The organism is Streptomyces sp. NPDC056128 (assembly GCF_042263835.1).
Lineage (GTDB): Bacteria > Actinomycetota > Actinomycetes > Streptomycetales > Streptomycetaceae > Streptomyces.
The window spans coordinates 126,095-151,924 of the sequence record NZ_JBHJVQ010000015.1 but is presented as its reverse complement, the minus strand read 5'-3'; the positions used below and the strand labels follow the sequence as shown (position 1 = coordinate 151,924).

The 25,830-nt window shown below is 74.8% G+C and carries 13 protein-coding genes; 4 read left to right on the top strand and 9 right to left on the bottom strand.

From position 1 onward, the window contains the following. The 4 genes from ACFC1X_RS25600 to hasP all read left to right on the top strand — a co-directional run. Positions 1-6,866, top strand: a 6,866-nt coding sequence (locus ACFC1X_RS25600; RefSeq protein ID WP_376357314.1) for an amino acid adenylation domain-containing protein, incomplete at its 5' end; no start/stop codon positions are given. After that, complete coding sequence (locus ACFC1X_RS25595) at positions 6,866-14,083, top strand: amino acid adenylation domain-containing protein (protein ID WP_376357312.1); 7,218 nt, start codon at positions 6,866-6,868, stop codon at positions 14,081-14,083. The genes ACFC1X_RS25600 and ACFC1X_RS25595, both read left to right, overlap by 1 nt. 4 nt (positions 14,084-14,087) lie before the next feature. Next, positions 14,088-14,906 carry an alpha/beta fold hydrolase gene (locus ACFC1X_RS25590; protein WP_376357310.1) on the top strand — a complete coding sequence of 273 codons (819 nt, stop codon included), beginning with the start codon at positions 14,088-14,090 and terminating at the stop codon, positions 14,904-14,906. 44 nt (positions 14,907-14,950) lie between these two features. Then, the gene (hasP, locus tag ACFC1X_RS25585) at positions 14,951-15,832 is read left to right on the top strand and encodes a 3-hydroxyasparagine phosphotransferase (protein WP_376357334.1); all 882 of its coding nucleotides are present in this window, start codon (positions 14,951-14,953) and stop codon (positions 15,830-15,832) included. Between the two features lie 69 nt (positions 15,833-15,901). On the opposite strand, the gene ACFC1X_RS25580 is transcribed toward hasP, so the two are convergent. From ACFC1X_RS25580 to ACFC1X_RS25540, 9 genes are all read right to left on the bottom strand, one after another. Beyond that, positions 15,902-17,746 carry an ABC transporter ATP-binding protein gene (locus ACFC1X_RS25580; protein ID WP_376357308.1) on the bottom strand — a complete coding sequence of 615 codons (1,845 nt, stop codon included), beginning with the start codon at positions 17,744-17,746 and terminating at the stop codon, positions 15,902-15,904. 39 nt (positions 17,747-17,785) lie between these two features. Continuing rightward, the gene (locus tag ACFC1X_RS25575) at positions 17,786-18,787 is read right to left on the bottom strand and encodes a TauD/TfdA family dioxygenase (RefSeq protein ID WP_376357306.1); all 1,002 of its coding nucleotides are present in this window, start codon (positions 18,785-18,787) and stop codon (positions 17,786-17,788) included. A gap of 94 nt (positions 18,788-18,881) precedes the next feature. Further along, the gene (locus ACFC1X_RS25570; RefSeq protein WP_376357332.1) at positions 18,882-20,207 is read right to left on the bottom strand and encodes a nucleotide pyrophosphatase/phosphodiesterase family protein; all 1,326 of its coding nucleotides are present in this window, start codon (positions 20,205-20,207) and stop codon (positions 18,882-18,884) included. Positions 20,208-20,260: 53 nt separating this feature from the next. Further along, positions 20,261-21,421: a metabolite traffic protein EboE gene (eboE, locus tag ACFC1X_RS25565; RefSeq protein ID WP_376357304.1), complete on the bottom strand. Its 1,161-nt coding sequence runs from the start codon at positions 21,419-21,421 to the stop codon at positions 20,261-20,263. A 6-nt stretch (positions 21,422-21,427) separates the two neighbouring features. Then, a complete protein-coding gene (locus tag ACFC1X_RS25560; RefSeq protein WP_376357302.1) occupies positions 21,428-22,282 on the bottom strand; it encodes a TatD family hydrolase in 855 nt (284 codons plus the stop codon). Next, positions 22,279-22,914: an EboA domain-containing protein gene (locus tag ACFC1X_RS25555; protein ID WP_376357300.1), complete on the bottom strand. Its 636-nt coding sequence runs from the start codon at positions 22,912-22,914 to the stop codon at positions 22,279-22,281. The genes ACFC1X_RS25560 and ACFC1X_RS25555 overlap by 4 nt, the downstream gene beginning before the upstream one ends. Next, on the bottom strand, positions 22,911-23,783 hold the full coding sequence (locus ACFC1X_RS25550) for a sugar phosphate isomerase/epimerase family protein (RefSeq protein ID WP_376357298.1): 873 nt from the start codon (positions 23,781-23,783) through the stop codon (positions 22,911-22,913). Before ACFC1X_RS25550 ends, ACFC1X_RS25555 begins: the two co-directional genes overlap by 4 nt. Then, the gene (locus ACFC1X_RS25545) at positions 23,780-24,655 is read right to left on the bottom strand and encodes an SCO3242 family prenyltransferase (RefSeq protein WP_376357296.1); all 876 of its coding nucleotides are present in this window, start codon (positions 24,653-24,655) and stop codon (positions 23,780-23,782) included. Before ACFC1X_RS25545 ends, ACFC1X_RS25550 begins: the two co-directional genes overlap by 4 nt. After that, a complete protein-coding gene (locus ACFC1X_RS25540; RefSeq protein WP_376357294.1) occupies positions 24,652-25,803 on the bottom strand; it encodes an inositol-3-phosphate synthase in 1,152 nt (383 codons plus the stop codon). Before ACFC1X_RS25540 ends, ACFC1X_RS25545 begins: the two co-directional genes overlap by 4 nt. Positions 25,804-25,830 lie beyond the last annotated feature (27 nt).

The window sequence follows — 25,830 nt, the reverse complement described above, 5'->3', positions numbered from 1 at the left end:
ACCTCACCGCCTACGCCCACCAGGACCTCCCCTTCGAACGCCTCGTCGAAGCCCTCAACCCCACCCGCTCCCTCGCCCACCACCCCCTCTTCCAGACGATGCTCACCCTGCACAACACGCAGGGGGCGAAGACGGAGCGGTTCGCCGATCTCGCGGCCGAGGTGGTGGCGTCCGAGTCGGTCTCGGCGCGCTTCGACCTGTCGTTCGCGCTGGCCGAGCACTTCGGCGCCGACAACGCCTGCGAGGGCATGAGCGGCGGGGTCACGTACAGCACGGCGCTCTTCGACCGGGAGACCGTGCGGGACCTGGCCGACCGTCTGGTGCGGCTGCTCGCGGTGGCGGTGGCCCATCCCGGGCGGCCCGTCGGGCAGTTGGAGATCATGGACGCGGCCGAGCGGCGGCTGGTCCTGGAGGAGTGGAACGACACCGCCGCCGAGGCGCCCGCCGACTCGGTGACCGGGCTGTTCGAGCGGCAGGCGCGCCGGTCGCCGGACGCGACGGCCCTGGAGTTCGGCGGTACGCGGCTGTCGTACGGGCAGCTCAACGCGCGGGCGAACCGGCTGGCCCGGCACCTCGTCGCGCGGGGCGCGGCTCCGGGCGGGTCCGTCGCCGTGGCGCTGCCCCGGTCGGCGGAGCTGGTCGTGACGCTGCTGGCGGTGCTGAAGTCCGGGGCGGCGTTCCTGCCGATCGACCCGCACTACCCGGCCGACCGGGTCGAGTACATGCTGGCCGACGCCGGACCGGCCCTCACACTGACCGAGCCGGTCGCGGAGGCGGAGCTGGCGGCGTACGCGGGCGACGACCTCGGCACCGACGAGCTGCGGGGGCCGGTCCTCGGCGCGCATCCGGCGTACACGATCTACACCTCGGGTTCCACGGGGCGCCCCAAGGGTGTCGTGGTGCCGCGCGCGGCGCTGGGGAACTTCCTCGCGGACATGGGCCGGCGGTTCGCTCCCGGTACCGGCGACCGGCTGCTGGCCGTCACCACGGTGGGCTTCGACATCGCGGGGCTGGAGATCTTCCTGCCGCTGCTGCACGGGGCGGTGCTGGTGCTCGCCGACGAGGAGACCGCGAAGGACCCGCACGCGCTGCTGCGTACCGTCACCGCGTCGGGGATCACCATGGTCCAGGCGACGCCGAGCCTGTGGCAGGGTGTCGCGGCCGTGGCGGGGGACGAACTGGCCGGGGTGCGCGTCCTGGTGGGCGGGGAGGCGCTGCCGTCCGAGCTGGCGCGCACGCTGACGGAGCGGGCCCGTTCCGTGACGAACCTCTACGGTCCGACGGAGGTGACGATCTGGGCCACGGCCGCCGATGTCGCCGAGTCCGGGCCGGTCATCGGCGGCCCGCTCGCGAACACGTCGGCGTATGTGCTGGACGCGGCGCTGCGGCCGGTCCCGGTGGGTGTGCCGGGCGAGTTGTACCTGGCCGGGGAGCAGTTGGCGCAGGGCTACCACCGGCGTCCCGCGCTGACGTCGGAGCGGTTCACCGCCGACCCGTACGGTCCGGCCGGGGCGCGGATGTACCGCACGGGTGACCTGGTGTGCCGTCGCAGGGACGGCGCGCTGCGGTATCTGAGCCGGGTGGACCAGCAGGTCAAGCTGCGCGGGTTCCGCATCGAACTCGGGGAGATCGAGGCGGAGCTGGCCCGGCACCCGTCGGTCGCCGAGACCGCGGTGACGGTGCGGGAGGACCGCCCCGGCGACCGGCGGCTGGTCGGGTACGTCGTCCCGGCGGCGGGTCCGGCGCCGGACGCGCGGGAGCTGCGGGAGCGGCTGCGGGGAAGGCTGCCGGAGTTCATGGTGCCGACGGCGTTCGTGGTGCTCGACGCGCTGCCGTTGACGCCGAACCGGAAGCTGGACCGCAAGGCGCTGCCCGCGCCGGAGTACGACGGTGAACCGGCCGGCCGGGAGCCGCGGGGTCCGCGCGAGGAGATCCTGTGCGCGCTCTTCGCCGATGTGCTGGGCGTCGCCCGCATCGGTATCGACGACGGCTTCTTCGACCTGGGCGGGCACTCGCTGCTCGCCAGTCGGCTGGTGAGCCGGATCAGGACGGCGCTGGGCGTCGAGCTGTCCGTGCGGCAGTTCTTCGAGACGCCGACCATCGCCGGGCTCTCCGAGGTGCTGGACGGGGCGGCGGGCGCGCGGACGCCGCTGGTGGCCCGGGAGCGTCCGGCGCGGGTGCCGCTGTCGCCGGCGCAGCAACGGCTCTGGTTCCTGCACCAGTTCGAGGGTCCTTCGGCGACGTACAACGTGCCCACGGCGCTGCGGCTGTCCGGTCCGGTGGACCGGGCGGCGCTGGAGCGGGCGATCGGTGACGTGGTGGAGCGGCACGAGAGCCTGCGGACCGTGTTCGCGGCGGACGACGACGGGTCGCGGCAGATCGTGCTGCCCGCCGGTCCGGCCGCCCAGCGTCTCGACGTCGTCGATGTCACCGCGGAGGAGGTGGAGGAGCGGGTGGCGGAGGCGGCCCGGCACGTCTTCGACCTGACCGCCGACATCCCGTTCCTGGCGCGGCTGTTCCGGGTCTCGGAGACGGATCACGTTCTGCTGCTGCTCATCCACCACATCGCCAGCGACGGCTGGTCGATGGCGCCGCTGGCCCGTGACCTGACGGCCGCGTACGCGGCACGCTGCGCGGGTGACGCGCCGGGCTGGGAGCCGCTGCCGGTGCAGTACGCGGACTACGCGCTGTGGCAGCGTGACGTCCTCGGCGACGAGGCCGACCCGGAGAGCGTGGCCGGGCGGCAGCTGGCGTACTGGAAGGACGCGCTGGCCGGGCTGCCCGAGGCGCTGGAGCTGCCCACCGACCGGCCGCGGCCCGCGACCGCCGGGTACACCGGTGACCGCATCGCGTTCACGGTGCCCGCGGCGCTGCACGCGCGGCTGACGGAGCTGGCGCGGGCCACGCACTCCAGCCTGTTCATGGTGACCCAGGCGGCGTTCGCCGCGCTGCTGACGCGGCTCGGGGCGGGTGAGGACATCCCGATCGGCACGGCGGTGGCCGGGCGGAACGACGCCGCCACCGAGGATCTCGTCGGGTTCTTCGTGAACACGCTGGTGCTGCGCACCGACACCGGCGGCAACCCCACCTTCCGCGAACTGCTGGGCCGCGTCCGGGAGGGCGACCTGGCGGCGTACGCGCACCAGGAGGTGCCGTTCGAGCGGCTGGTGGAGGCGGTCAACCCGGCGCGCAGTCTGGCCCATCACCCGCTGTACCAGGTGATGATCACGTTCAACAACACGGCGGACCGGAGCACCCGGCGGGCCGCGTCCGGCGACGGTGGCGCGCTCCTGAACGCGACCCGGATGACGGCCGGCACCGGGGTGGCGAAGTTCGACCTGTCGCTGACCTTCGGCGAGCGGCACGACGCGTCGGGCGGCCCCGCGGGCATGCGGGGGTCGCTGGAGTACCGCACGGAGCTGTTCGACCGGGAGACCGCGGAGTCGGTGATCTCGCGGCTGCTCGGTGTGCTGGGCTCGGTCACCGCCGACCCGGACCTGCCGATCGGCGGGATCGGTCTGCTGGACCCTGCCGAGCGGCGGCAGTTGCTCCAGGAGTGGAACGACACGGCGCGTCCGCAGCGCGAGGGGACCCTGCCGGAGCTGTTCGAGGAGCAGGTGGCGAGGACCCCGAGGCGGCCGGCGTTCTCGGCGGACGGGACGACGCTGACGTACGCCGAGCTGAACTCCCGCGCCAACCGGCTCGCCCACCTCCTCGCGGAGTCCGGGGCGGGCCCGGAGCAGGTGGTGGCGATCTCGCTGCCGCCGTCGGTGGAGATGGGCGTGGCGGTGCTCGCGGTGCTGAAGACGGGTGCGGCGTATCTGCCGGTCGACCCGGGCAGCCCGCGGGATCGGATCGCGACGATGACGGAGGACGCGGCGCCGGTGTGCGCGCTGACCACGTCGGCGGTCCCGGCGGGGGTGTTCCCGGAGGAGCTGCCGCGGCTGCTCCTGGACGACCCGGACGTGACGGCGCGGCTCGCCGCGCAGCCCGCGCACGACCTGGCGGACGAGGACCGGACGCAGCCGCTGTCGCCGTGGAACGCGGCGTACATCATCTACACGTCGGGCTCGACGGGCCGGCCGAAGGGGGTGCTCGTCGAGCACCAGCCGGTGGTCAACTACCTGGCGGTGTCGGCGGAGCTGTATCCGGGCGTGGCGGGCAACGCGCTGCTGCACTCGCCGCTCTCCTTCGACCTGACCGTGACGGGCCTGTTCGCGCCGCTGCTGAACGGCGGCTGCGTGCACCTGGCGGACCTGGAGGAGCTGCACGAGCGGGCGCTGGACGGTGACGTGCCCGCGGACCTGCCGCAGATGACGTTCCTGAAGGCGACGCCCAGCCATCTGCCGCTGATCACCGGGCTGCCCGGGGTGTGCGTGCCGGACGGTGAGCTGGTCCTGGGCGGCGAGTCGCTGACCGGCCGCGCGGTGCGGACGCTGCTCGCTGCGCATCCGGGGGCGCGGGTCCTCAACGAGTACGGTCCGACCGAGACGATCGTGGGCTGCACCACGTGGCGGGTCGAGACGCCGGACGACCTCGCGGACGGCGTGCTGACCATCGGCCGCCCGTTCCCCAACACCCGGATGCTGGTCCTCGACCCGTACCTGCAGCCCGTGCCGGCCGGGGTGCCGGGCGAGCTGTACGTGTCCGGGGTGCAGCTGGCGCGCGGCTATCTCAACCGGCCCGGGCAGAGCGCGTCCCGGTTCGTCGCCAACCCCTTCGAGGGTCCGGGCGAGCGGATGTACCGCACCGGCGACATCGTGCGCTGGAACCGGCACGGCGACCTGGAGTTCATCAGCCGCGTCGACGACCAGGTGAAGATCCGCGGCTTCCGGGTGGAGCTGGGCGAGGTCGAGTCGGCCCTGTCCCGGCACCCGGGGGTGCCGGAGGCGGTGGCGGTCGTACGGGAGGACCGGCCGGGCGACCGGCGGCTGGTCGCCTACCTGGTGGCCGGGGACGGATCCGTGCCGTCGGACGAGGAGCTGCGGGAGGGGCTGCGCGCGTCGCTGCCCGACTACATGGTGCCGTCGGCGTTCGTCCGGCTGGCCGAGCTGCCGCTGACGGCCAACGGCAAGCTGGACCGGGGGCGGCTGCCCGCGCCGGACTACGCGGCCGCCGGCACCGGCCGGGCGCCGACGACGGCCCGCGAGGAGCTGCTGTGCACGCTGTTCGCCGAGGCGCTGGGGCTCGACGCCGTCGGTGTCGACGACGGCTTCTTCGACCTCGGCGGCGACAGCATCCTCTCCATCCAGCTGGTCAGCCGGGCCCGCGCGAAGGGGCTCACGCTCTCGGTGCGGGACGTGTTCGAGCACCAGAGCGTCGCCCACATCGCCGAGGCGCTGGACGGCGCGGAGGAGCCGGAGACGGACGCCGGGGCGGTCGAGGAGGTGCCGGCGAGCGGGCCGGTGCCGGCCACGCCGATCATGGGCTGGTTCGCCGGACTGGGCGGCCCGGTCGCCCCGTTCAACCAGTCGGTGGTGGTGTCCGTGCCCGCGGACCTCGACGAGGCGCGGCTGGTGGCCGCCCTCGGGGCCGTCGTGGACCGGCACGACTCGCTGCGGCTGCGGGTCGCCGCGGACTGGTCCATGTCCGTCCCCGAGCCCGGCACCGTGGACGCCGCGGACCTGCTCACGCACCTGCGGGCGCCGGACGCCGACGACGACGCGCTGCGCGCCGTGGTCGCCGGGGCGGCCGCCGCCGAACGCGACCGGCTGGACCCGGCCGACGGCCGGATGCTGCGCGCCTGCCGCGTCGACCGCGGTCCCGGGCGGCCGGGGCTGCTGGTCCTGGTCGCCCACCACCTGGCCGTGGACGCCGTCAGCTGGCGGCTGCTCGTGCCGGACCTGGCCGCCGCCTACGAGGGCCGCCCGCTCAGCCCGGCCGGCACCCACTGGCGCCAGTGGGCCGGTGCGCTGCGGGACCTCGCGGGCACGGCCGCCACGGAGGCGGAGACGGACCACTGGCTGGACGCGGTCCGCCCGGCCGCCGAGCCGACGGACCCGGCGCTGGACCCGGCCCGCGACACCCACGCCCGCTCCGGTCAGGTCGTCCTCGACCTGGACGCGGACACCACCGACGCCCTCCTCACCTGGGTCCCCGGGGTGTTCCGCGCCGAGATCAACGACCTGCTGCTCACCGCGTTCGGGCTGGCCGTCGCCGACTGGCGGCGCGCCCGGGGCGGCGGCGCGGGCACGCCGGTCACGGTGGACCTGGAGAGCCACGGCCGCCACGAGCACCTGGTGCCGGGCGCCGACCTCACCCGCACCACCGGCTGGTTCACGTCGATGCACCCGGTGCCGCTGCGCCCGGAGGTCGACGCGTGGGACTGGCCGGAGGTGTGGGACGGCGGTGCCGCCGCGGGCCGCGCCCTGAAGCGGGTCAAGGAGCAACTGCGCGCCGTCCCCCGCGACGGCGTGGGCTACGGTCTGCTGCGCCACCTCAACCCGCGCACCCGGGACCGGTTCGCCGCGCTCCCGGTGCCGGCGTACGGCTTCAACTACCTGGGCCGGTACACCGGCGGCCGGGCCGCCGACGGCGCCACCGGACCCGAGGCGTGGAGCGTGCTCGGGCGCGGGGTCGCCGGCCAGCATCCGGACACGCCGCTCGCGCACCCCGTCGAACTGGTCGCGGGCGCCCACGACACCGAGGCGGGACCCCGGCTGCACAGCGTGTGGACGTACGCGGACGCCGTGCTCTCCGAGGCCGAGGTGCGGCGCCTGGGCGAGGGCTGGTTCCGGGCCCTGAAGGCGCTGGTCGAGCACGCCGGCCGGCCCGAGGCGAGCGGCCTCACCCCCTCGGACGTCTCCCTCACCTCGCTCAGCGAGGACGACATCACCCGACTCGAGAGCGAATGGGGCTCCCTCTGATGGCCAAGTCCGGCTTGGAAGACATCCTGCCGCTGTCCCCGCTCCAGGAGGGGATGCTGTTCCACAACCTCTTCGACGACGAGGAACTGGACGCCTACAACGTCCAGGTCTTCATCGAGCTGGAGGGGAACACGGACCCGGAGCGGCTGCGCCGGGCCGGCCAGGCGCTGCTGGAGCGGCACGCCAACCTGCGCGCCGCCTTCCGGCACGAGGGCCTCAAGCGTCCCGTGCAGCTCATCCCCCGCCGGGTCGCCCTGCCCTGGGGCGAGGAGGACCTGGCGGCCGTACCGGAGGAGGAGCGGGAGGCCGCGGCGGAGCGGATCGCCGAGCGGGACCGCTGGACGCGCTTCGACCTGTCCCGGCCGCCGCTGATCCGCTTCACCCTGGTCCGGCTCGGCCCGTCCCGGCACCGCCTGCTGATGACGCTCCACCACATCCTGCTGGACGGCTGGTCGATGCCGATCCTGCTGCGCGAGCTGATGACGCTGTACACGGTGCACGGCGACGCCACCGCCCTGCCCCGGGTACGCCCCTACCGCGACTACCTGGGCTGGCTCGGCGGCCGGGACCGAAACGCGGCCCAGGAGGCGTGGACGGGCGCGTTCTCCGGGTTCGACACCCCGAGCATCGTGGCGCCGGACCGGGGTGCGCTCACCGCTGCGCCCGAGCGGATCGACTTCTCCGAGGACGAGGCGGCGAGCGCGGCCCTGACCCGGTTCGCCCGGTCGCACGGGCTGACGGTGAACACGGTGATCCAGGGCGCCTGGGGGCTGGTGCTGGCCCACCTGACCGGCCGGGACGACGTGGTGTTCGGCGTGACGGTCAGCGGCCGCCCGCCGGAGCTGCCCGGCGTCGACACGATGGTCGGTCTCTTCATGAACACCCTGCCGCTGCGGGTGCGGCTGCGGCCCGCCGAGACGCTGGCGGACTTCCTGCGCCGTACCCAGAGCGAGCAGGCCCGGCTCATCGACCACCAGTGGGTGGGGCTCGCGGAGATCCAGCGCTGGGCGGGCTCGGGCGAACTCTTCGACACCGCCATGGTGTTCGAGAACTACCCGCTGAACTCCAGCCGCGGCCGGCCGCCGGGCGCCGCGCCGGACGCCGACCTCCCCACGGTGCTCAAGGTCCACTCGAAGGACCAGATGCACTATCCGCTGGGCCTGCTGGCCCTGCCGCGGGAAACCCTGCGGTTCTCGCTGGGCTATCTCCCCCAGGTCTTCGACGCGGAGCGGATCCAGGCCGTGGTCGCCGCCTTCCGCCGGGCGCTGCACACGATCCTGGACAGTCCGCGGACCCGGGTCGGCGCGGTCGCGCTGCTCGACCCGGAGGTGCGCGGCACCGTCCTGGAGAAGTGGAGCGGCTCGGACGACGTACGGCCCGCGGAGCGGTTCACCGACCTGTTCGAGGAGCAGGTGGCGCGCACCCCCGGCAAGACGGCGCTGATCGCCCCCGACGGGCGGCTGACCTACGCCGAACTGGACGCGGCGGCCAACCGGCTGGCCCGGCGCCTGGTCGAGCTGGGCGTCGGCCCGGAACGGCCCGTGGCGGTCGCGGTGCCGCGCCGCACCGAACTCGTCGTCGGCATGCTGGCGGTGCTCAAGGCGGGCGGCGTCTACGTGCCGATCGACCCGGAGTACCCGCCGGACCGTGTCCGCTACATGATCGAGGACTCCGACCCGGCGCTCGTCCTCACCACCTCCGACGTGGACGCCCGGATCGGCGAGGAGTGCTGCGGGCCGCTGACGTTCGTGATGGACGACCCCGGCACCGGCCGGTCGCTGGCCCGGCACTCCGGCAGCGGCCTCTCCGACGCGGACCGCTCGGGCCCCCTGCTGCCGGGGCATCCGGCGTACGTCATCTATACGTCCGGCACGACGGGCCGCCCCAAGGGCGTCGTCGTCGAGCACCGGGCGCTGTCGGCGTTCGTCCGGCACTGCCGGTCCTCGCAGGCGCCGGACATCTCGGGGCTGTCCGTGATGCAGGCGTCCGCGTCCTTCGACCAGAGCGTCGGCTCCCTGCACGCCCCGCTGATCAGCGGCGGCTGCGTCCGGCTGACGGACCTGCGCGCGCTCGCCGAGACCGCGGTGAGCGAACCCGGCTTCCGCCGGGCCACGTTCATGAAGGGCACCCCGTCCCACCTGGCGCTGCTCACCACCATGCCCGAGGACGTCTCGCCCTCGGGCACCATCACGCTGGGCGGCGAGGAGCTGCGCGGCGAGGTCCTGGCGCCCTGGCGCGCGACCATGCCGGACGTGACGGTGGTGAACGTCTACGGACCCACCGAGGCCACCGGGCACTGCCTGGAGCACTGGATCGACCCGGACCGCGCGGTGCCGTCGGGCCCGGTGCCGATCGGCACCCCGCACGAGGGGGTGCGGGTGTACGTCCTCGACGCGGCGCTGCGGCCGGTGGCGCCCGGCCTGGACGGGGAGGTGTACCTGGCGGGCGTGCAGCTGGCGCGCGGCTACCTGGGCCGGGGCGGGCTGACCGCCGAGCGGTTCCCGGCCGACCCGTTCGGCGCGCCCGGCAGCCGCATGTACCGCACGGGTGACCTCGCCCACTGGACCGAGGCGGGCGAGCTGGTCTTCGCGGGCCGGGCGGACCGGCAGGTCAAACTGCGCGGGTACCGCATCGAGCTGGGCGAGATCGAGGCCGCCGTCACGGCCGGTCCCGGCGTGCGCCAGGCCGCGGTCGTGCTGCGCGAGGACCAGCCGGGCGACCAGCGGCTCGTCGCGTACGTCGTGCCGGACGGCGACCGCTGGGACGAGGCCGCCGTCCACACCGGACTGGCCCGCTCACTGCCGGACTTCATGATGCCGTCGGCGTTCGTCACGCTGGACGCCCTGCCGCTGAGCCCCAACGGCAAGCTGGACCGGGCGGCGCTGCCCGCGCCCACCTACACCGGCCGGACGGCGGGCCGGGCGCCGCGCACCCCGCGCGAGGAGATCCTCTGCGACCTGTACGCGGAGGTCCTGGCGCTGCCGAGCGTCGGCGTCGACGACGACTTCTTCGACCTCGGCGGGCACTCCCTGCTCGCCACCCGCCTGGTCAGCCGCATCCGCACCACGCTCGGTGCCGAGCTGTCCATCCGGCAGTTCTTCGAGGCGCCGACGCCGGCCGCGCTCGCCGGGACTCTCGACCACGCCGGCCGGGCGCGCGCCGCGCTCACGGCGAAGCCGCGTCCCGAGCGCGTCCCGCTGTCGTACGCCCAGCAGCGCCTGTGGTTCCTGCACCTGCTGGAAGGGCCGAGCCCCACCTACAACATCCCGACCGCGCTCAGGCTCTCCGGACCGCTGCGCCCGGACGCGCTGCGTGAGGCGCTGCTGGACGTGATCGGGCGGCACGAGAGCCTGCGGACGACGTTCGCCGAGGACGAGCGCGGCGCCCGGCAGGTGGTGTACCGCCCCGAGGAGGTCCGGCTGGTCTTCGAGACGGCCGAGTCCACCGAGGCCGCGTACGAGGCGGACCTCGCGCGGGCGGCCCGGCACTCCTTCGACCTGGGCGCGGAGATCCCCGTACGGGCACGGCTGCTGCGGCTGTCGGAGGAGGAGCACGTCCTGCTGCTGCTGGTCCACCACATCGCCAGCGACGCCTGGTCCCGCACCCCGCTCGCCCAGGACCTCACCGCCGCCTACACGGCCCGCTGTGCGGGCGCAGCGCCCGCCTGGCAGCCGCTGCCCGTCCAGTACGCCGACTACGCGCTCTGGCAGCGTGACGTACTCGGCGACGACAGCGACGAGGACAGCATCGCGGGACGGCAACTCGCGCACTGGAAGGAGCGGTTGGCCGGGCTGCCGGAACAGCTCGACCTGCCCACCGACCGGCCGCGTCCCGCCACCGCCGACCACACCGGCGACCGCGTCACGTTCGCCGTCCCCGCCGAGCTGCACACCCGCCTGACAGAACTCGCGCGGGCCACGGACACGACCCTCTACATGGTGCTCCAGGCCGCGCTCGCGACCCTCCTCAACCGGCACGGCGCCGGCGAGGACATCCCCATCGGCACCCCCATCGCCGGACGCACCGACGACGCCACCGACCACCTCATCGGCTTCTTCGTCAACACCCTCGTCCTGCGCACCGACACCAGCGGCAACCCCACCTTCCGCGACCTCCTCACCCGCGTACGCGACACCGACCTCACCGCCTACGCCCACCAGGACCTCCCCTTCGAACGCCTCGTCGAAGCCCTCAACCCCACCCGCTCCCTCGCCCACCACCCCCTCTTCCAGGTGGTCCTGGCGCTGCGCAGCGCCGCCCCGCAGCGGGGGGACGGCGAGGGCGCCCCGGCGCTGCCGGGCGGGCTGACGGTGAGCGGGGCGGGCGGTTCGGCGGCTACGGCGGCCAAGGTCGACCTCGGGTTCTCGGTGACGGAGCGCCGGGCCGCGGACAACACCCCCGACGGGGTCGCGGGCGTCCTCGACTTCCGGACCGACCTGTTCGACCACGGCACCGCGCAGGCGCTGGTGGACCGCTTCGTGCGGGTGCTCGCCGACGCGGCCGCCCACCCCGACCGGCCGCTGAGCCGCATCGACGTCCTCGGCCCGCGCGAGCGGCACCGGGTCGTCGAGGACTGGAACGCCACCGCGAAGGGCCTCGCCCCGGCCACCCTGCCCGACCTGTTCGAGCGGCACGTGCGGGAGCGCCCCGACGCCGAGGCTGTGGTCCTCGGCGACGAGTCCCTGACCTACGCGCGGCTCAACGCCCGCGCCAACCGGCTGGCGCGGCTCCTGGTGGCGCGGGGCGCCGGCCCCGAGCGGCTGGTCGCGCTGGCCCTGCCCCGCTCCGTCGAACTGCCCGTCGCCGTCCTCGCGGTGGCCAAGACCGGCGCCGCCTACCTGCCGCTGGACCCGGCCCACCCGGCGGAGCGCATCGCCGGCACCCTGGAGGACGCGGCGCCGGTCGCGCTGCTGACCACCGCCGAGGTCGCCCCGGGCCTCCCGGACACGGACGTGCCCCTGCTCCTGCTCGACCAGGAGCCAGAGGAGACGCCGGACGACGAGGACCCGGGCGACCTGCGTGACGCCGACCGGCTGGCGCCGCTGCTGCCGCGCCACCCCGCGTACGTCATCTACACCTCCGGCACCACCGGCCGCCCCAAGGGCGTCACCGTCACGCACACCGGCCTGCCCGCCCTGCTGGACATCTTCACCTCGCAGCTGGGCGTCGTACCCGGCAGCCGCGTCCTGCACCACCTGTCCCCCGCCTTCGACGGCGGGTTCTGGGAACTGGCGATGGGCCTGCTGACCGGTTCGGCGCTGGTCGTCGCCGAACCCGGCACCGTCCCCGGGCCCGCCCTCGCGGAGCTGGCGGTGCGCCACCGGGTCACCCACGCGGCGATCACGCCCGCGGTGCTCCAGCTGATCCCCGAGGGGGCGCTGCCCGCCGGGACGACGCTGGTCGTGGCCGCCGAGACCTGCCCGCCGGAGCTGGTCGAACGCTGGTCCGCCGGGCGCCTGATGCGCAACTCGTACGGGCCGACGGAGACGACGGTCTGCGCGACCATGAGCGCCCCGCTGTCGGGCGCGGTCGTCCCGCCGATCGGCACCCCGATCGCCGACACCGCCGGATACGTCCTGGACGACGCCCTCCAGCCGGTGCCGCCCGGCGTGCCCGGTGAGCTGTACGTGCGCGGACCCGGCCTCGCCCGCGGCTACCTCGGCCGCCCGTCGCTGACCGCGGGCCGCTTCGTGGCGAGCCCCTTCGGTCCGGCGGGCGGCGTGATGTACCGCACCGGCGACCTGGTCCGGCACACCGCGGACGGCGACCTGGAGTACCTGGGCCGCACCGACACCCAGGTCAAGCTGCGCGGCATGCGCGTCGAACCGGCCGAGATCGAGGCGGTGTCGGCACATCAGCCGGGTGTCGCGCAGGCGGCCGTGCTGGTCCGCGAGGACACGCCCGGCGACCGCCGTCTCGTCGGCTACGTCGTCCCGGACGCCGGTGCCGCCGTGGACACCGCCGCGCTGCGGCAGCAGCTGCGCGCCACCCTTCCCGAGTACATGGTGCCCGCCGCCCTCGTCGTCCTGGACGCGCTGCCGCTCACCTCGAACGGCAAGCTCGACCACCGCGCCCTGCCCGCGCCCGAGTACCGCACCGCCGAGGGCCGCTCGCCGCGCACCCCGCGCGAGGAGACCCTGTGCCGGCTCTTCGCCGAGGTCCTCGGCCTGGACCTGGTCGGTCTGGACGACGGCTTCTTCGACCTGGGCGGCCACTCGCTGCTCGCCATCCGGCTCGTGGAGCGGGTCCGCGCCGAGCTGGGCGAGGAGCTGGGCGTGCGCGACCTGTTCGCCGCGCCGACCGTCGCCGACCTGGCGGTGCGGCTCGCGGCGCGCGGCGGCCGGGAGCCGATGGAGCGCCTGCTCCCGCTGCGCGCCACCGGCACCGCACGTCCGGTGTTCTGCGTCCACCCCGGCTCCGGCATGAGCTGGTGCTACTCGGGCCTGGTGCGCCATGTGCCGGCCGACATCCCGGTCTACGGCATCCAGGCCGCGGGACTCGACGGCGACGGCCCGCTGCCCGCCACGCTGGAGGAGATGGCCGCCGAGTACGCCGACCTGGTCCAGGAGGCGCAGCCCGAGGGGCCGTACCGGCTGCTCGGCTGGTCGCTCGGCGGCAACGTGGCCTTCGCCATGGCGGCCGAACTGCGCGCCCGTGGCCAGGATGTGGAGCTGCTGGCCTTCCTGGACGCCTATCCGCGCCAGGCGGGCTCGGGCGCGGAGACCCCGCTGGCCGAGGTGTTCGCGCACAACCTGCGTGACGCCGGGTTCGCCGTCACCGAGGAGGAACTCAGCGGCGGCCGCTTCCCCTCGGCCCGCTACCGGGCGTTCCTGAACGCGTCCGGCGACCCGATGGGCCGCCTGGATGAGGACGAACTGGCCGCCGTCCTCCAGGTGTTCATGAACAACGCCGGCCTGATGCGCGGCCACACCCCCGGCATCTACGACGGCGACGTGCTGGTGCTGGCCGCCGAACGGGTGGACGCCGGCAAGCTGGCCCGCCGCGGCGCCGAGTCCTGGCGCCCGCACGTGACGGGCCGGATCGATCGGGTCGGCGTCGACGCCGACCACCTCGGGCTCGTGCAGTCCGACACCGCCCTCGCCGTCATCGGCCGGACCCTGGCCGAACGCCTGGACCGGTCCGCCGGTCCCGCGGTTCCCGCAACCCCTCCGACCGAAGGAGTCACCGCCATGAACCCCTCGTCCGAGGTCGCCTGACGCCATGCCTGTCATCACCGTCAACGACATCCGGATCAACTACTACGACAGCGCGCCGCCGGGAGGTGGCGGCTCGGCACCGGCCGTGCTGCTGGTGATGGGCTCGGGCGGCAGCGGCCGGGCCTGGCACCTGCACCAGGTGCCCGCCCTGGTCGCCGCCGGCTTCCGCGTGATCAGCTTCGACAACCGGGGCATCGCCCCCAGCGAGGAGTGCCCCGGCGGCTTCGGCATCGACGACCTGGTCGCCGACACCGCGGCCCTCATCGAGGAACTCCGTCTGGGCCCCTGCCAGGTGGCCGGCATCTCCATGGGCGCCCACATCGCCCAGGAGCTGGCGCTGTCCCGGCCCGACCTCATGGACCGGCTGGTGCTGATGGCGACCCGGGCCCGCCCGGACGCCCTGCGCGACGCGCTGACCCGCGCGGAGATGGAGCTGTACGACCAGGGGGTCCGGCTGCCCGCCGCCTACGAGGCGGTGGTGCAGGCCATGCAGAACCTCTCGCCCCGCACCCTCGACAACGACCGGCAGGCCCGCGACTGGCTCGACGTGCTGGAACTGACCCGGGTCTCCGGAGCGGGGCACCGGGCGCAGCTCGGGGTGGGCATGATGCCCGACCGGCGCGAGGCGTACCGCGGCATCCGGGCCGCCACCCGCGTCATCGCCTTCCAGGACGACCTGATCGCCCCGCCCCACCTGGGCCGGGAGGTCGCCGACGCGATCCCCGGCGCCGAGTACGAGCTGGTGCCCGACTGCGGGCACTACGGATATCTGGAGTCACCGGACGCGGTGAACAAGAGCCTCGTCGAATTCCTGCGCCGGTGAAGGAGAACCCCTTGCGGACCGAGTCCGAGACCGCGCCGGAGACCGTGTCCGACGCCCTGACGCCCGACGACCGCCACCTGCTCGGGCTGGCCCTGGAGGTGTGCCCCGGCTTCGCCCCCGGCGAGGTCGTCTACCGCAGCCGCACCTCCCTGGTGGTGGGCGGCTCCCTGGACGGCGTCGAGGCGCTGGCCAAGGTGCGCACCCCCGACTGGCGGCGCCAGTGCCTGCGCGAGATCGACACGTACGACCTGTTCGACGCGGTGGCCCCACCGGTACCGGTGCCCCGGCGGTTCGCCTCCGACAAGGAGCGCGCCGTGCTGGTCATGGAGCGGCTCGCCGGGGAGGTGCTGGCCCCCGACCGCTTTCCGGTCACGCCCGTCGCCCGCGAGGACCTGGACGGGGTGCTGGCGGCGGTGGAGCGACTGCGCCACTGGCACCCCGCGTTGGCCGAGGGCTGGTCGGTGGACTACCGGGGGATGCTGGACGGCGTCCACGCCCAGGGCGTCTTCGACGACGCGCACTGGGCGTCGCTGCTCAGACTCCTCGAACTGTCCGGCCGGCCGCGCGAGTTCGGCCACGGCGACCTGGTCCTCGCCAACGTGGTCCGCAGCCGGGGCCGGCAGGTCCTGATCGACTGGGCGAGCAGCGCCCTGTACCTGCCCTGCCTCGACCTCGCCCAGCTCTGGATGCTGCTCGGGGACGTCCCCGGCGCCCGGGCCCGGATCGAGGTGGCGGTGGCCGAACGCGCCGACGAGCGGGACGGGATGATGCCGTTCCTGGTGAACCTGACGCTGCTGCTCTACCGCGAGCGCCGCGCCCACCAGCGGTTCACCGACGACGCCTCACGGGCCCGGGCGGTGCGCCTCGACGCCGCCTGGGAGCTGACCCGGCACCGCGTCCGCCAGTGCCTGGCGACGGCGGGCTGACCGGCCCGCGGCACACGCGAAGGGGCCTCCCGGTGACTTCACCGGGAGGCCCCTTCGTGTGGGGGGGGGTTACTGGATGAGCAGCTGGTGGCTGGCCAGCTCCCGGTAGAGGGGGCTGGTGCCGGTCAGTTCCTCGTGGCGGCCCGCGGCGACGACCTCGCCGTGTTCCAGGACGACGATCTGGTCGCTGTCCACGACGGTGGAGAGCCGGTGGGCGACCACGAGCAGCGTCCGCTCGGCGGTGACGGTGCCGATGGCCTCCCGCATCAGGGCCTCGTTGCGGGCGTCGAGGTTGCTGGTCGCCTCGTCGAGCAGCATGATCGGCGGCGCGGCCAGGAAGGTGCGGGCCAGGGCGAGCCGCTGCCGTTCGCCGCCGGACAGCAGGACGCCGCCCTCGCCGACCTCGGTGTCCAGGCCGAGCGGCGCCCGCTCGATGACGCCCAGCAGGTTGACCGAGCGCAGCACCTCCCGCATGTCGTCGTCGGTGGCGTCGGGCGCGGCGAGGGACAGGTTGTCGCGGACGGTGCCGGCCAGGACGGGCGCCGACTGCTCGACGTAGCCGAGGCGTTGGCGCAGCTCCCGGCGCGGCAGGTCGCGTACGTCGGTGCCGCCGACCCGCACGACGCCCGAGGTGACGTCGTAGAACCGTTCCACCAGCGACAGCAGGGTGGACTTGCCCGCCCCGGAGGGGCCGACCAGGGCGGTGCGGGTGCCTCGGGGGACGGTGAGGGACACGTTCCGCAGGACCGTCTCGCCGTCGTCGTAGCCGAAGCTGACCCGGTCGAACTCGATCGCGGGCGGCCGTCCGGCGCCGGTCTCCGGTTCGGGCCGGGTGCGCTCCCGCACGGTCGTCGTCCCGGCGGCGGCGCTGTCGGTCTCCTGCGGCAGGTCCACCATCTCCTCGATGCGCTGGAGGGCGCCGAGCCCGGACTGGAGCCGGGAGTAGGCGGTCAGCGCGCGGCCGAGCGGGAACCAGAGCATGAACAGGAACAGCACGAAGGCGACCATGTCGCCGACCTGGATGGCGCCGCTGGCCACCCGTGCGCCGCCGAGGCCGAGGACCACGAGGAACGCGACCTGGATGGTGGTGGACGTGATCGGGTTGATCATCGCCTGGAGCCGGGCGATGCGCATGCCGGCGTGGTACGCCTCCTTGGCGTAGCCGTCGACGGCGTGCCCCTCGCGTTCCTCGGCGCCGCTGGCGCGGATGGTGCGGACGGCGGAGATGGCGCGCTCGACGGCGGAGGTCATCTCGCCGATCCGGTCCTGGGCGTCCCGGGAGGCGCCCCGCACCCGGCGGGAGAGCCCGACGACGGCGAGGACGCCGAGGCCGAGGCCGAGGGCGGTGGCGGCGAACAGGGTGGGGTCGATCAGGCACATCATGAGCGCGGAGCCGCCGACCATGACGACGTTGGTCACGGTGTCGAACAGGCCCGAGGTGACCACCGCGCGCAGCATCGTGGTGTCGGCGCCGACCCGGGAGAGCATGTCGCCGGTGCGGCGCCGGTCGTACTCGGTGATGGGCAGCCGCAGCAGCCGGGCCACCAGCCGCCGCCGGGCGGTCAGGACCAGCCCCTCGGCGGCCCGCTGGAGCAGGTAGTCGCGGACGCCGCCGAGCACGGCCACGACGATGAGGACGCCGATGAGCAGGGCGACCAGCCGGCCCACCGGCCGGTCCGCCTCGATGTCGGTGAGCACGTCGCGGGTGAGCACCGGCTGGCTGAGGGTGAGGAGGGTCACCACCAGCGAGAGCACCGCGACGATCCCCAGCGTCGGCCAGTAGCCCTGGAGATACGGGAACAGGGAGCGCAGTCCGACCTTCCGGGCGGGCGGGGCCGGCGGCCCGGGTTCCGGCGCGCTCTTCGCCCCGGCGTCCGGAGCGGGCGGTCGCTCCCTGGTCTGCGTGCTCGTCATCGGACTCCTACTCCTGTTTCACTGCGGGGGCTTCGCCGGTCAGGCGGGCTGTGGCGCGTCTCCGAGCACATAGCCGTCGGCCGGGCGCATCGCGCGGCAGCGGCGCAGGTCGGTCAGCACGAAGGTGCGCTGGAGCCAGCGGTCGGTGCCGTCGTAGCGGGGCGTGAACTCGGTGCGGCCGTGGACGGTGACCCGGTTGTCGACGATCGCCAGCTCGCCCGGGGCGAGGCGGTGGGTGGCCGCGGTGGCGTCGAAGCGGGCCTGGAGTTCCCGCAGGGCCTCGGCGGCGCGTTCGGTGACCGGTTCGGTGGCGGCCAGGTCCACCCGGAGGTCGGGGTCCGAGGGGTCGCCGAGGAGGACGGGTCCCGCCGCCTCGCCGGGGCCGCTCAGGTTGAAGGACGGCGGCGGGGCGGTGATGAACTCCGGCGCCCACAGGGCGTCCACGGTGCGGTCGGAGAGCAGGGGGAGCACCTGCCGGATGCAGGCGGTGCGCAGGCCCGCCCGGCCCGTGGGGTCGGCGCGCAGGCACAGCAGCATCACGAAGTCGGGGCGGTGCTCGTGGAAGGCGTTCTCGTTGTGGAACGTCAGCAGGGTCGAGCCGGCGTTGCCCTGGAACTCCTCCATCCCCGGCACGGGGACGACGTCCTGGACGAGGGCCCCGTTCTTCTCCGGCCGGAACGCGCCGGGGTCGCCCAGTCCGCAGGCCACCATCAGCAGCACGGCGGCGCCCAGCGAGGGCTCGCGCTGCACGGAGCCGTTGACCGCCGGGGTCGGCGGCAGCCCCATCGAGTCGACCGGGAGCCCGCGCAGCAGCATGCCGCCGTCCGGTCCCGAGTCCCGGCGGAATCCGGCGAGTTTCTTGCGCAGGTCCGCGGGCCATTCGTGCCAGGCGTTCCTGGCCGCCTCGACCCATTCGGCGTCGTCGGGCCGCCCGGTCGCCTGAGTGGCGAGCTTCCAGGCTATTTCCTCGACGAGTTCCGCGTCCGACTGGTTCAGCGTCACGTCGTAACGCGGCGCCGACCGCGCGGCATTCGCAGCCATTGTCAGAGCCTCCGTCCACAGTCTTTTTTGTGTGTACTCGTGACGCTATGGGCCGTCGTTATCGGCCGCGTATCGAGTGAGCATGAGCGGAAATTCAGGTTCCGGTGAGCCCGGCCAGGCCCAGGAGCAGCTCCTTGACCTCCGTCGCGGCGACGGCCTCCCTCAGGGGCGTGTGCGGGTCGGAGACGAGCAGCACGGGCGCGTCCCGGGGGTCGTCGGGCAGCCGTCCGTGGCTGCCGCGTACCCGGGAGCCGTCCAGCGGGACGACGTTCATGGTGTAGCGCAGGCCGAGCTTCTTGCGGGCCAGCGCGGTGACCGCACGGCGCCGGGCCGCCACGGGGGCGTTGTGGTCGAAGTTCAGCTCGGCCGGGTCGTAGCCGGGCTTGCGGTGGATCTCGACGGTGCGGGCGAAGTCCGGGGCCCGCGCGTCGTCCAGCCAGTAGTAGTACGTGAACCAGGCCTCGGGCCGGGCGACCGCGACGAGTTCGCCGGCCCGCTCGTGGTCGAGGCCGTGCTCCTTCTTCCCCCGCTCGTCGAGCACCTCGGCGACCCCGTCCAGGCCGTGCAGCAGCTCCTCGACCCGGGGCAGGTCGGCGGGGTCGCGGACGTAGACGTGCGCCACCTGGTGGTCGGCGACGGCGAAGGCGCGGGACGTCCAGGGGTCCAGGTACTCCATGCCGTCCTGGGTGTGCACGGCCAGCAGCCCGGCCCGCCGCAGCGCCCGGTTGATGTCGACGGGCCTGCTGACCGGGGTGATGCCGTACTCGCTGAGCACCACGACGGTGACGCCGTCGCGGCGGGCCTCGTCCAGCAGCGGCGCCAGGGTCCGGTCCAGTTCGGCGGCGGCACGGCGGGCGCGGCGGCTGTCCGGTCCGTACCGCTGGAGGTCGTAGTCGAGGTGCGGCACGTACACCAGGTTCAGGTCGGGCCGGTGCGTGCGGTTCAGGTGGCGGGCGGCGTCGACGATCCAGCGGGAGGAGACGATGTCCGCGGTGGGGCCCCAGTAGTGGAAGAGCGGGAACGGCCCGAGCCGGCCGGTCAGTTCGTCGTGCAGGGACGCCGGGTGGGTGTAGCAGTCGGGTTCCTTGCGGCCGTCGGCGTAGTAGACGGGCCGGGGGGTCACCGTCCAGTCGACGTCGGCGCCCATGGCGTACCACCAGCAGACGTTGGCGACGGTGTAGCCGGGCCGCAGCGCGCGGGCCGCCTGCCACACCTTCTCGCCGCCGACGAGCCGGTTGTGCTGCCGCCACAGCAGTACGTCGCCCAGCTCGCGGAAGTACCAGCCGTTGCCGACGATGCCGTGCTCCGCGGGCGGCACCCCGGTCAGCAGCGTCGACTGCACCGAGCAGGTGACCGCGGGCAGCACGGTGTCCAGGCGGGCGCCCGCGCCGGTGTCGCGGAGCGCCGAGAGGCGGGGCATGTGGGCCAGCAGGCGCGGGGTGAGCCCCACGACGTCCAGCACGAGCAGGCGCTTCACGGGGTGGTCTCCTCCGTCAGGCCGAGGGCGGTCAGGGTGGAGCGGGTCCAGGCGAGTTCACCGGCGATGCCGTCGACGATTCCGCCGCCGTCGGGGGCGCCCGGCAGCACCGGCCAGGTGTACGTCTCGACCTCCACGTGGTCGGTGAGCGCGGCCGGTCCGCCGAGCAGCGTGGTCAGCGCGGCGACCAGTTCGGGGCGGGTGCTGCGCAGCGGCGGCGGCAGGTCGCGCTGGACGGGCACGTGGTAGTGGACCCGCCACGCGTCGTCGCCGGGCAGCGCGCCCGCCAGCGCCTCGGGCAGGTCGTCGGCGGCGAGGGGGCCGCCCGGCGCGGTCTGCCGGGTCTGGTGCAGGAACCGCCGTTCGGCGAAGGCGGCCAGCGCGGCGCGGGCCGCCGGATCGGCCGGCCGGTCGGCGTGCACCGCGCAGGACGCCTGGGTCTTGACGACGGGCAGGGCCGCCGCGAGCCGGGTGAGGGCGGGCCCCGGCTCCTCGAAGGCGACGGCGAGGTGGCAGGTGTCCACGCAGACGCCGAGCCAGGCGTGGTCCGCGTCCGCGAGCCGGCGTACCGCCTGGCCGGTCGTCTCGATCAGGCAGCCCGGCTCCGGTTCGAACCCCACGCGCACGGTGCGCCCGGTGTCCGCGGCGACGGCGGCCAGGCCCTCGGCGAGCAGGTCGAGGTGGCGCCGGGCGAGGTCGTCGCGCTCCGGCGACCAGGGTGCCCGCCAGGCCAGCGGCAGCGTGGAGACCGAGCCGCGGGCGGCGTCGGGCGGCAGCAGCTCCGCGAGGACGCGGGCGCAGGCCAGGGTGTGGTCGAGGCGGGGCCGCTCGGTCCAGTCGGGCCGGTAGACGGCCTTCTTGACGGTCGGGGCGTGGAAGCCCGCGTAGGGGAAGGCGTTGAGGGTGACGACCTCGATGCCGCGCAGGTCGAGCTCCTTGCGGAGCAGGTCGAGCGCGGAGCGGTCGGCGGCCAGGGCGGTGACGACCGGCGCGGCCAGCCACAGGCCCAGGCCGATCCGGTCGGCGCCGAGCCGCTCGCGCACCGGCTCCCCGTAGCGGACCAGCTGGGCGAGGACGCCGTCCAGGTCCTCGGCCGCGTGCACGTTGGTGCAGTAGGCGAGGTGGACGGTGGTGCCGTCGGGGTGCGTCAGGCGCACGGCCGGCTACCTCTCCCCGCGGCGGATCGAGCTGCCCTCGAACTCGGCGGGCGCCGCGTCGGGGCCGTCGAGTTCGAGGCGTCCGCTCTGGCCGTAGAAGGCGACCGGGTTGCGCCACAGCACCTGGTCGACGTCGTCCTCGGTGAACCCCGCGGCGCGCATGGCGTCGGCGGTGCGGCGGGTCTTCAGCGGGTCGCTGCGGCCCCAGTCGGCGGCGGAGTTCACCAGGATGCGCTCGGTGCCGTACTCGCGCAGCAGCGCGACCATGCGGTCCTCGCTCATCTTGGTGTCGGGGTAGATCGAGAAGCCCATCCAGCAGCCGCTGTCCGCGACGGCGCGCACCGTCACCTCGTTGAGGTGGTCGACGACGACCCGGCCCGGTGCGATGCCGGACTCGCGGACCACGTCCAGGGTGCGGCGGGTGCCGCCGGCCTTGTCGCGGTGCGGGGTGTGCACGAGGGCGGGCAGGTCGTGCCGGACGGCCAGCTCCAGCTGGACGGCGAACACCTTGTCCTCCGCGGGTGTCATGGAGTCGTAGCCGATCTCGCCGACCGCCACCACCCGGTCCCGGACCAGGTAGTCGGGCAGCACGTCGAGCACCCCGTCCAGGCGCGGATCGTTGGCCTCCTTGGGGTTCAGGGCCAGCGCGCAGTGGTGGCGGACGGAGAACTGCTCGGCCCGGTAGGGCTCCCAGCCGAGCAGCGAGTCGAAGTAGTCGGTGAACGAGCTGACGCCGGTGCGCGGCTGGCCCAGCCAGAAGGCGGGTTCGACCAGGGCCCGGACCCCGGCGGCGGCCATCGCCTCGTAGTCGTCGGTGGTGCGGGACGTCATGTGGATGTGCGGGTCGAAGATGCGCGTCACGCCGTGGCCTCCGTGGATACGCGGTGGGTGTGCAGGTACTCGGCGACATCGGGCGGTACGGTCCGTCCCGCGGCGCTCCGCTCGGCGGCGAAGTCGGCCATCATCCGGTCCAGTTCGGCGTCGGCGCGCCCGGCCAGACCGGCCACCCGGTCCAGCGGGATGCCGGTGAACACGCACTTGAGGACGGCCTGCCGGAACGCGTGCGCGCCGAGGCGGCGGGCGCCGTACGGGCCGACGGCGGCGGCGATCAGCCTGGGGTCGTTGGACCGCAGCGCGTCCTCGACCAGCGGCAGCCCCAGGTCGCCGAGGTCACCGGCGGCCTCCAGCAGCACCAGCGACCGCAGCACGGCCCGCCGTTCGGGCCCTCCCCCGACCCGGTACAGCCGCGACACGACTCCGGCCAGCTCGGCACCGGTCAGGGGCAGCGCGGCGAGCAGCAGCGCCCGCACGGCGTCGTCGACACTCCACCCCGGTACGGCGTCCAGCGCACCCCGCCCACACCGCCGCGCCGCGACCGCGAACAGCCCGTCGACCTCGCCCGGTCGCTCGCGCACGGCGGCACGCGCCCGCTCCAGCCAGGCGGCGGCCTCCGGGGGGAGGGCGGCGACGAGGTCGGCGGACCCGGCGCTCACGCGGCCGCTCCCCGGGTCGTGGCGCGGGCCCGGGACTCGGCCGTGCGCAGGAAGTCCAGGGAGTGCCGGGCCACCTCGGGGGCGGCGTGGCTGTGGCGGGGCAGCTCCACCGAGACCAGGCCGCGGTAGCCGGTGTCGGTCAGGGCGGCGAGCACGGGCGGGAAGTCGATCTCCCCGCTGCCGAACTCCAGGTGCTCGTGGGTGCCGCGGCGCATGTCCTCGATCTGCACGTTGACCAGCCGGTCGGCGCAGCGCCGTACGCAGTCGGCGACGGGCCGCGGCTCCAGGCAGCGGCAGTGCCCGATGTCCAGGGTCAGCCCGAGCGGGTCCGGCCCGCCGAGCCTGCGAAGCAGTTCGTCGTAGGCGTCGAGGGTGTCCACGAACATGCCGGGCTCGGGCTCGAAGCCCAGGGTGACTCCGGCCTCCGCGGCGGCCTCGACGACCGTGGCGCAGCCGGACAGCAGCCGGTCCCACACCACCTGCCGGGGTGTGTCCGCCGGGGCGGCGCCGCTCCAGAAGGACACCGACTCCGCGCCGAGGCCGGCGGCGATCCGCACGGCGCGCAGCAGCAGGTCGACCCGGCGCTCCGCGCCCTCGGCGGACATCAGCACCGGCTGGTGCTTGCGCCAGGGGTCGAGCACGTAGCGCCCGCCGGTCTCGACGACGACGGCGAGACCGAGCCGGTCCAGCCGCGCGGCGAGCCGCTCCAGCCGCCGGGGCAGGTCGTCGGCGAACGGGTCGAGGTGCCGCGGGTCCAGGGTGAGGCCGACGCCCTCGTACCCCAGGTCCGCGAGGACGGCCAGCGCGTCCTCCAGCGGATGGTCGCCGAAGCCGTTGGTGCCGTACCCGAATCTGATGGAGGCGGTCATGTGGGAGACACCTTTCTGCCGAGTCGGCGGGCCCACGGGAGGGCGCAGGCCAGCGCGGCGCCCGCGGTACCGCGTCCGGCGGTCGCGGTCAGCGCCGCCTGCAACGGGATCAGCGCGTGGATGCCGGCCGCCACCGCCCGCCGGACGTGCGGCGCGGACGGCGCCCGCGCGGCCGTGAGCTGCGCCGCCGAGCCGCCGTACGCGTACACGGCCGTGAGCGCCGCCGCCAGCCCCCGTTCCCGGGGCGGCCGACGGTGGCCGCGCAGCAGCACGGCGGCGCTGACCGCCGCGCCGACGGCGAGGGCCTGCCGGGGAACGGCGGGCGGCGCCCCGCTCACCTCGTACCGGCTCAGATGCGTGACCATGCCGGTGTGCACGCCCACGGTGGCCGCGGCGGGCAGGGCCGCGCGCAGTCCGCCGGGTCCCGCGCCGCCCAGGACGTTCAGCGCGCGGGCCGCCGCCATCGCGGCCGCGCCCGCCGGGGTGGGCTTCAGCGCGAGGTCGTACGCCCAGACGACCCCGGCCAGGGGCACCGCCGTCGCCAGCCCTCGCCGGCCGCGCGCGAGCGCCGCCAGGCCGAGGCCGGCCGCGGTGAGCCCACCGGCGACCGCGCGGGCCTCGTCGGGGGTGACCGCCCCGGAGGGGATGGGGCGTTCGGGCCGCTCGACGGCGTCGAGGTCGCGGTCGGCGTAGTCGTTGAGCGCCATGCCCGCCCAGTACAGGCAGACCGAGGACGCCACCATGCCGAGCAGTTCGGGACGGAGCGGCAGCCGCGCCGCCGCCGCGCCGGCGAGGACGTCGCCGGGCACCGTCAGCGCGGCCGGGGCCCGGACCAGGCGGGCCAGGTCGTGCGCCCGCGGCAGGGACCTCACGCCGGCGCCCCCACCGCACGCGCCCACGCGACGAGCGTCGCGTACTGCGCGGCCAGGTCGTGCTCGGTGCTGCCGACCGGGTCCTTGAAGAAGAAGCCCAGCTCCGGCACCGGCCCGGCGACGCCCTCGCGGTGCGCGAGGGCCGTGAACCGGGCCAGGTCAAGGACCAGCGGCGCGGCCAGCGAGGAGTCGCAGCCCTGCCACGTGAACTGGAGGGTCATGCGCGCGCCGAGGAACCCCTCGAACGTCACGTGGTCCCAGGCGGTCTTCCACTCCCCGAGGTCGGGGACGTGGTGGATGTGCACGCCGCCGTCCACCGCGTGGCCCAGCTCCGCTTCGAGCACCAGCCCCTTGGAGGCGTTCTTGCTGACGACGCGCTCCGGGTCGGCGAGGGTGGCGCCGTCGCCGCCGCCGAGCAGGTTGGTGCCGGACCAGGAGCGCACCCGCAGCGCCCGGCGGGCGAACATCGGCGCGAGCACCGACTTGACCAGGGTCTCCCCGGTCTTGCCGTCGCTGCCCGCGTACGGCAGGCCCCGCTCCCGGGCGAGTTCGTCCAGCGCGGGCAGGCGCGCCCCCGTCGACGGGGTGAAGTCGACGAAGGCGCAGCCGGCCCGCAGCGCCGCGTAGGCGTACAGGGAGCTGACGGGCAGCGGCCGTTCACCGCGCGCCAGCGCCTCGCGCAGGGCCGCCGCCGAGGCGTGCGCCGGGTGCGGCGCGGCGGGCGGCTGGGTGGAGGAGACGTTCACGACGACGACCCGGTCCAGACCGAGGCGTTCCCGGAATCCGGTGAGGTCGGCGACGAGCGCCTCGGCGGCCGCCGCCTGGTCGCCGCTCTCCGTGCCCGGTGGCGCGGTTCTGATCTCGGCGTCGGCCGCGTCGAGTTCCGCGGTCAGCACGCCCGGCAGACCGCGGGGCACGACGCCCGCGTCGGCGAGCTGCTCGGCCCGTTTGACCAGGCTGGTGTCGACGACGTCGTGTCCGCCGAAGACCAGGTCGTCGAAGCCGGGCAGCGGCACGCCGTCGAAGGCTTCGAGCGTGCTCACACAGCCGGTGGCCGGCACCAGTCCGGCGCGCAGCGCGGCGGCGCCGACGACGGTCGTCGTGGCCACCGAGCCGCGGGCGCCCACCAGCCAGATTCCGGTACGCATGAATGTCTCCTCCTGTCTGTCCCGCGG

Bases quoted from the DNA above. Each gene is read 5' to 3' on its own strand.
- ACFC1X_RS25575 (WP_376357306.1), bottom strand. From the start codon at position 18,787: ATGGCTGCGAATGCCGCGCGGTCGGCGCCGCGTTACGACGTGACGCTG.
- ACFC1X_RS25540 (WP_376357294.1), bottom strand. From the start codon at position 25,803: ATGCGTACCGGAATCTGGCTGGTGGGCGCCCGCGGCTCGGTGGCCACG.
- ACFC1X_RS25570 (WP_376357332.1), bottom strand. From the start codon at position 20,207: ATGCCCCGCCTCTCGGCGCTCCGCGACACCGGCGCGGGCGCCCGCCTG.
- ACFC1X_RS25590 (WP_376357310.1), top strand. From the start codon at position 14,088: ATGCCTGTCATCACCGTCAACGACATCCGGATCAACTACTACGACAGC.
- ACFC1X_RS25580 (WP_376357308.1), bottom strand. From the start codon at position 17,746: ATGACGAGCACGCAGACCAGGGAGCGACCGCCCGCTCCGGACGCCGGG.
- ACFC1X_RS25550 (WP_376357298.1), bottom strand. From the start codon at position 23,783: ATGACCGCCTCCATCAGATTCGGGTACGGCACCAACGGCTTCGGCGAC.
- ACFC1X_RS25595 (WP_376357312.1), top strand. From the start codon at position 6,866: ATGGCCAAGTCCGGCTTGGAAGACATCCTGCCGCTGTCCCCGCTCCAG.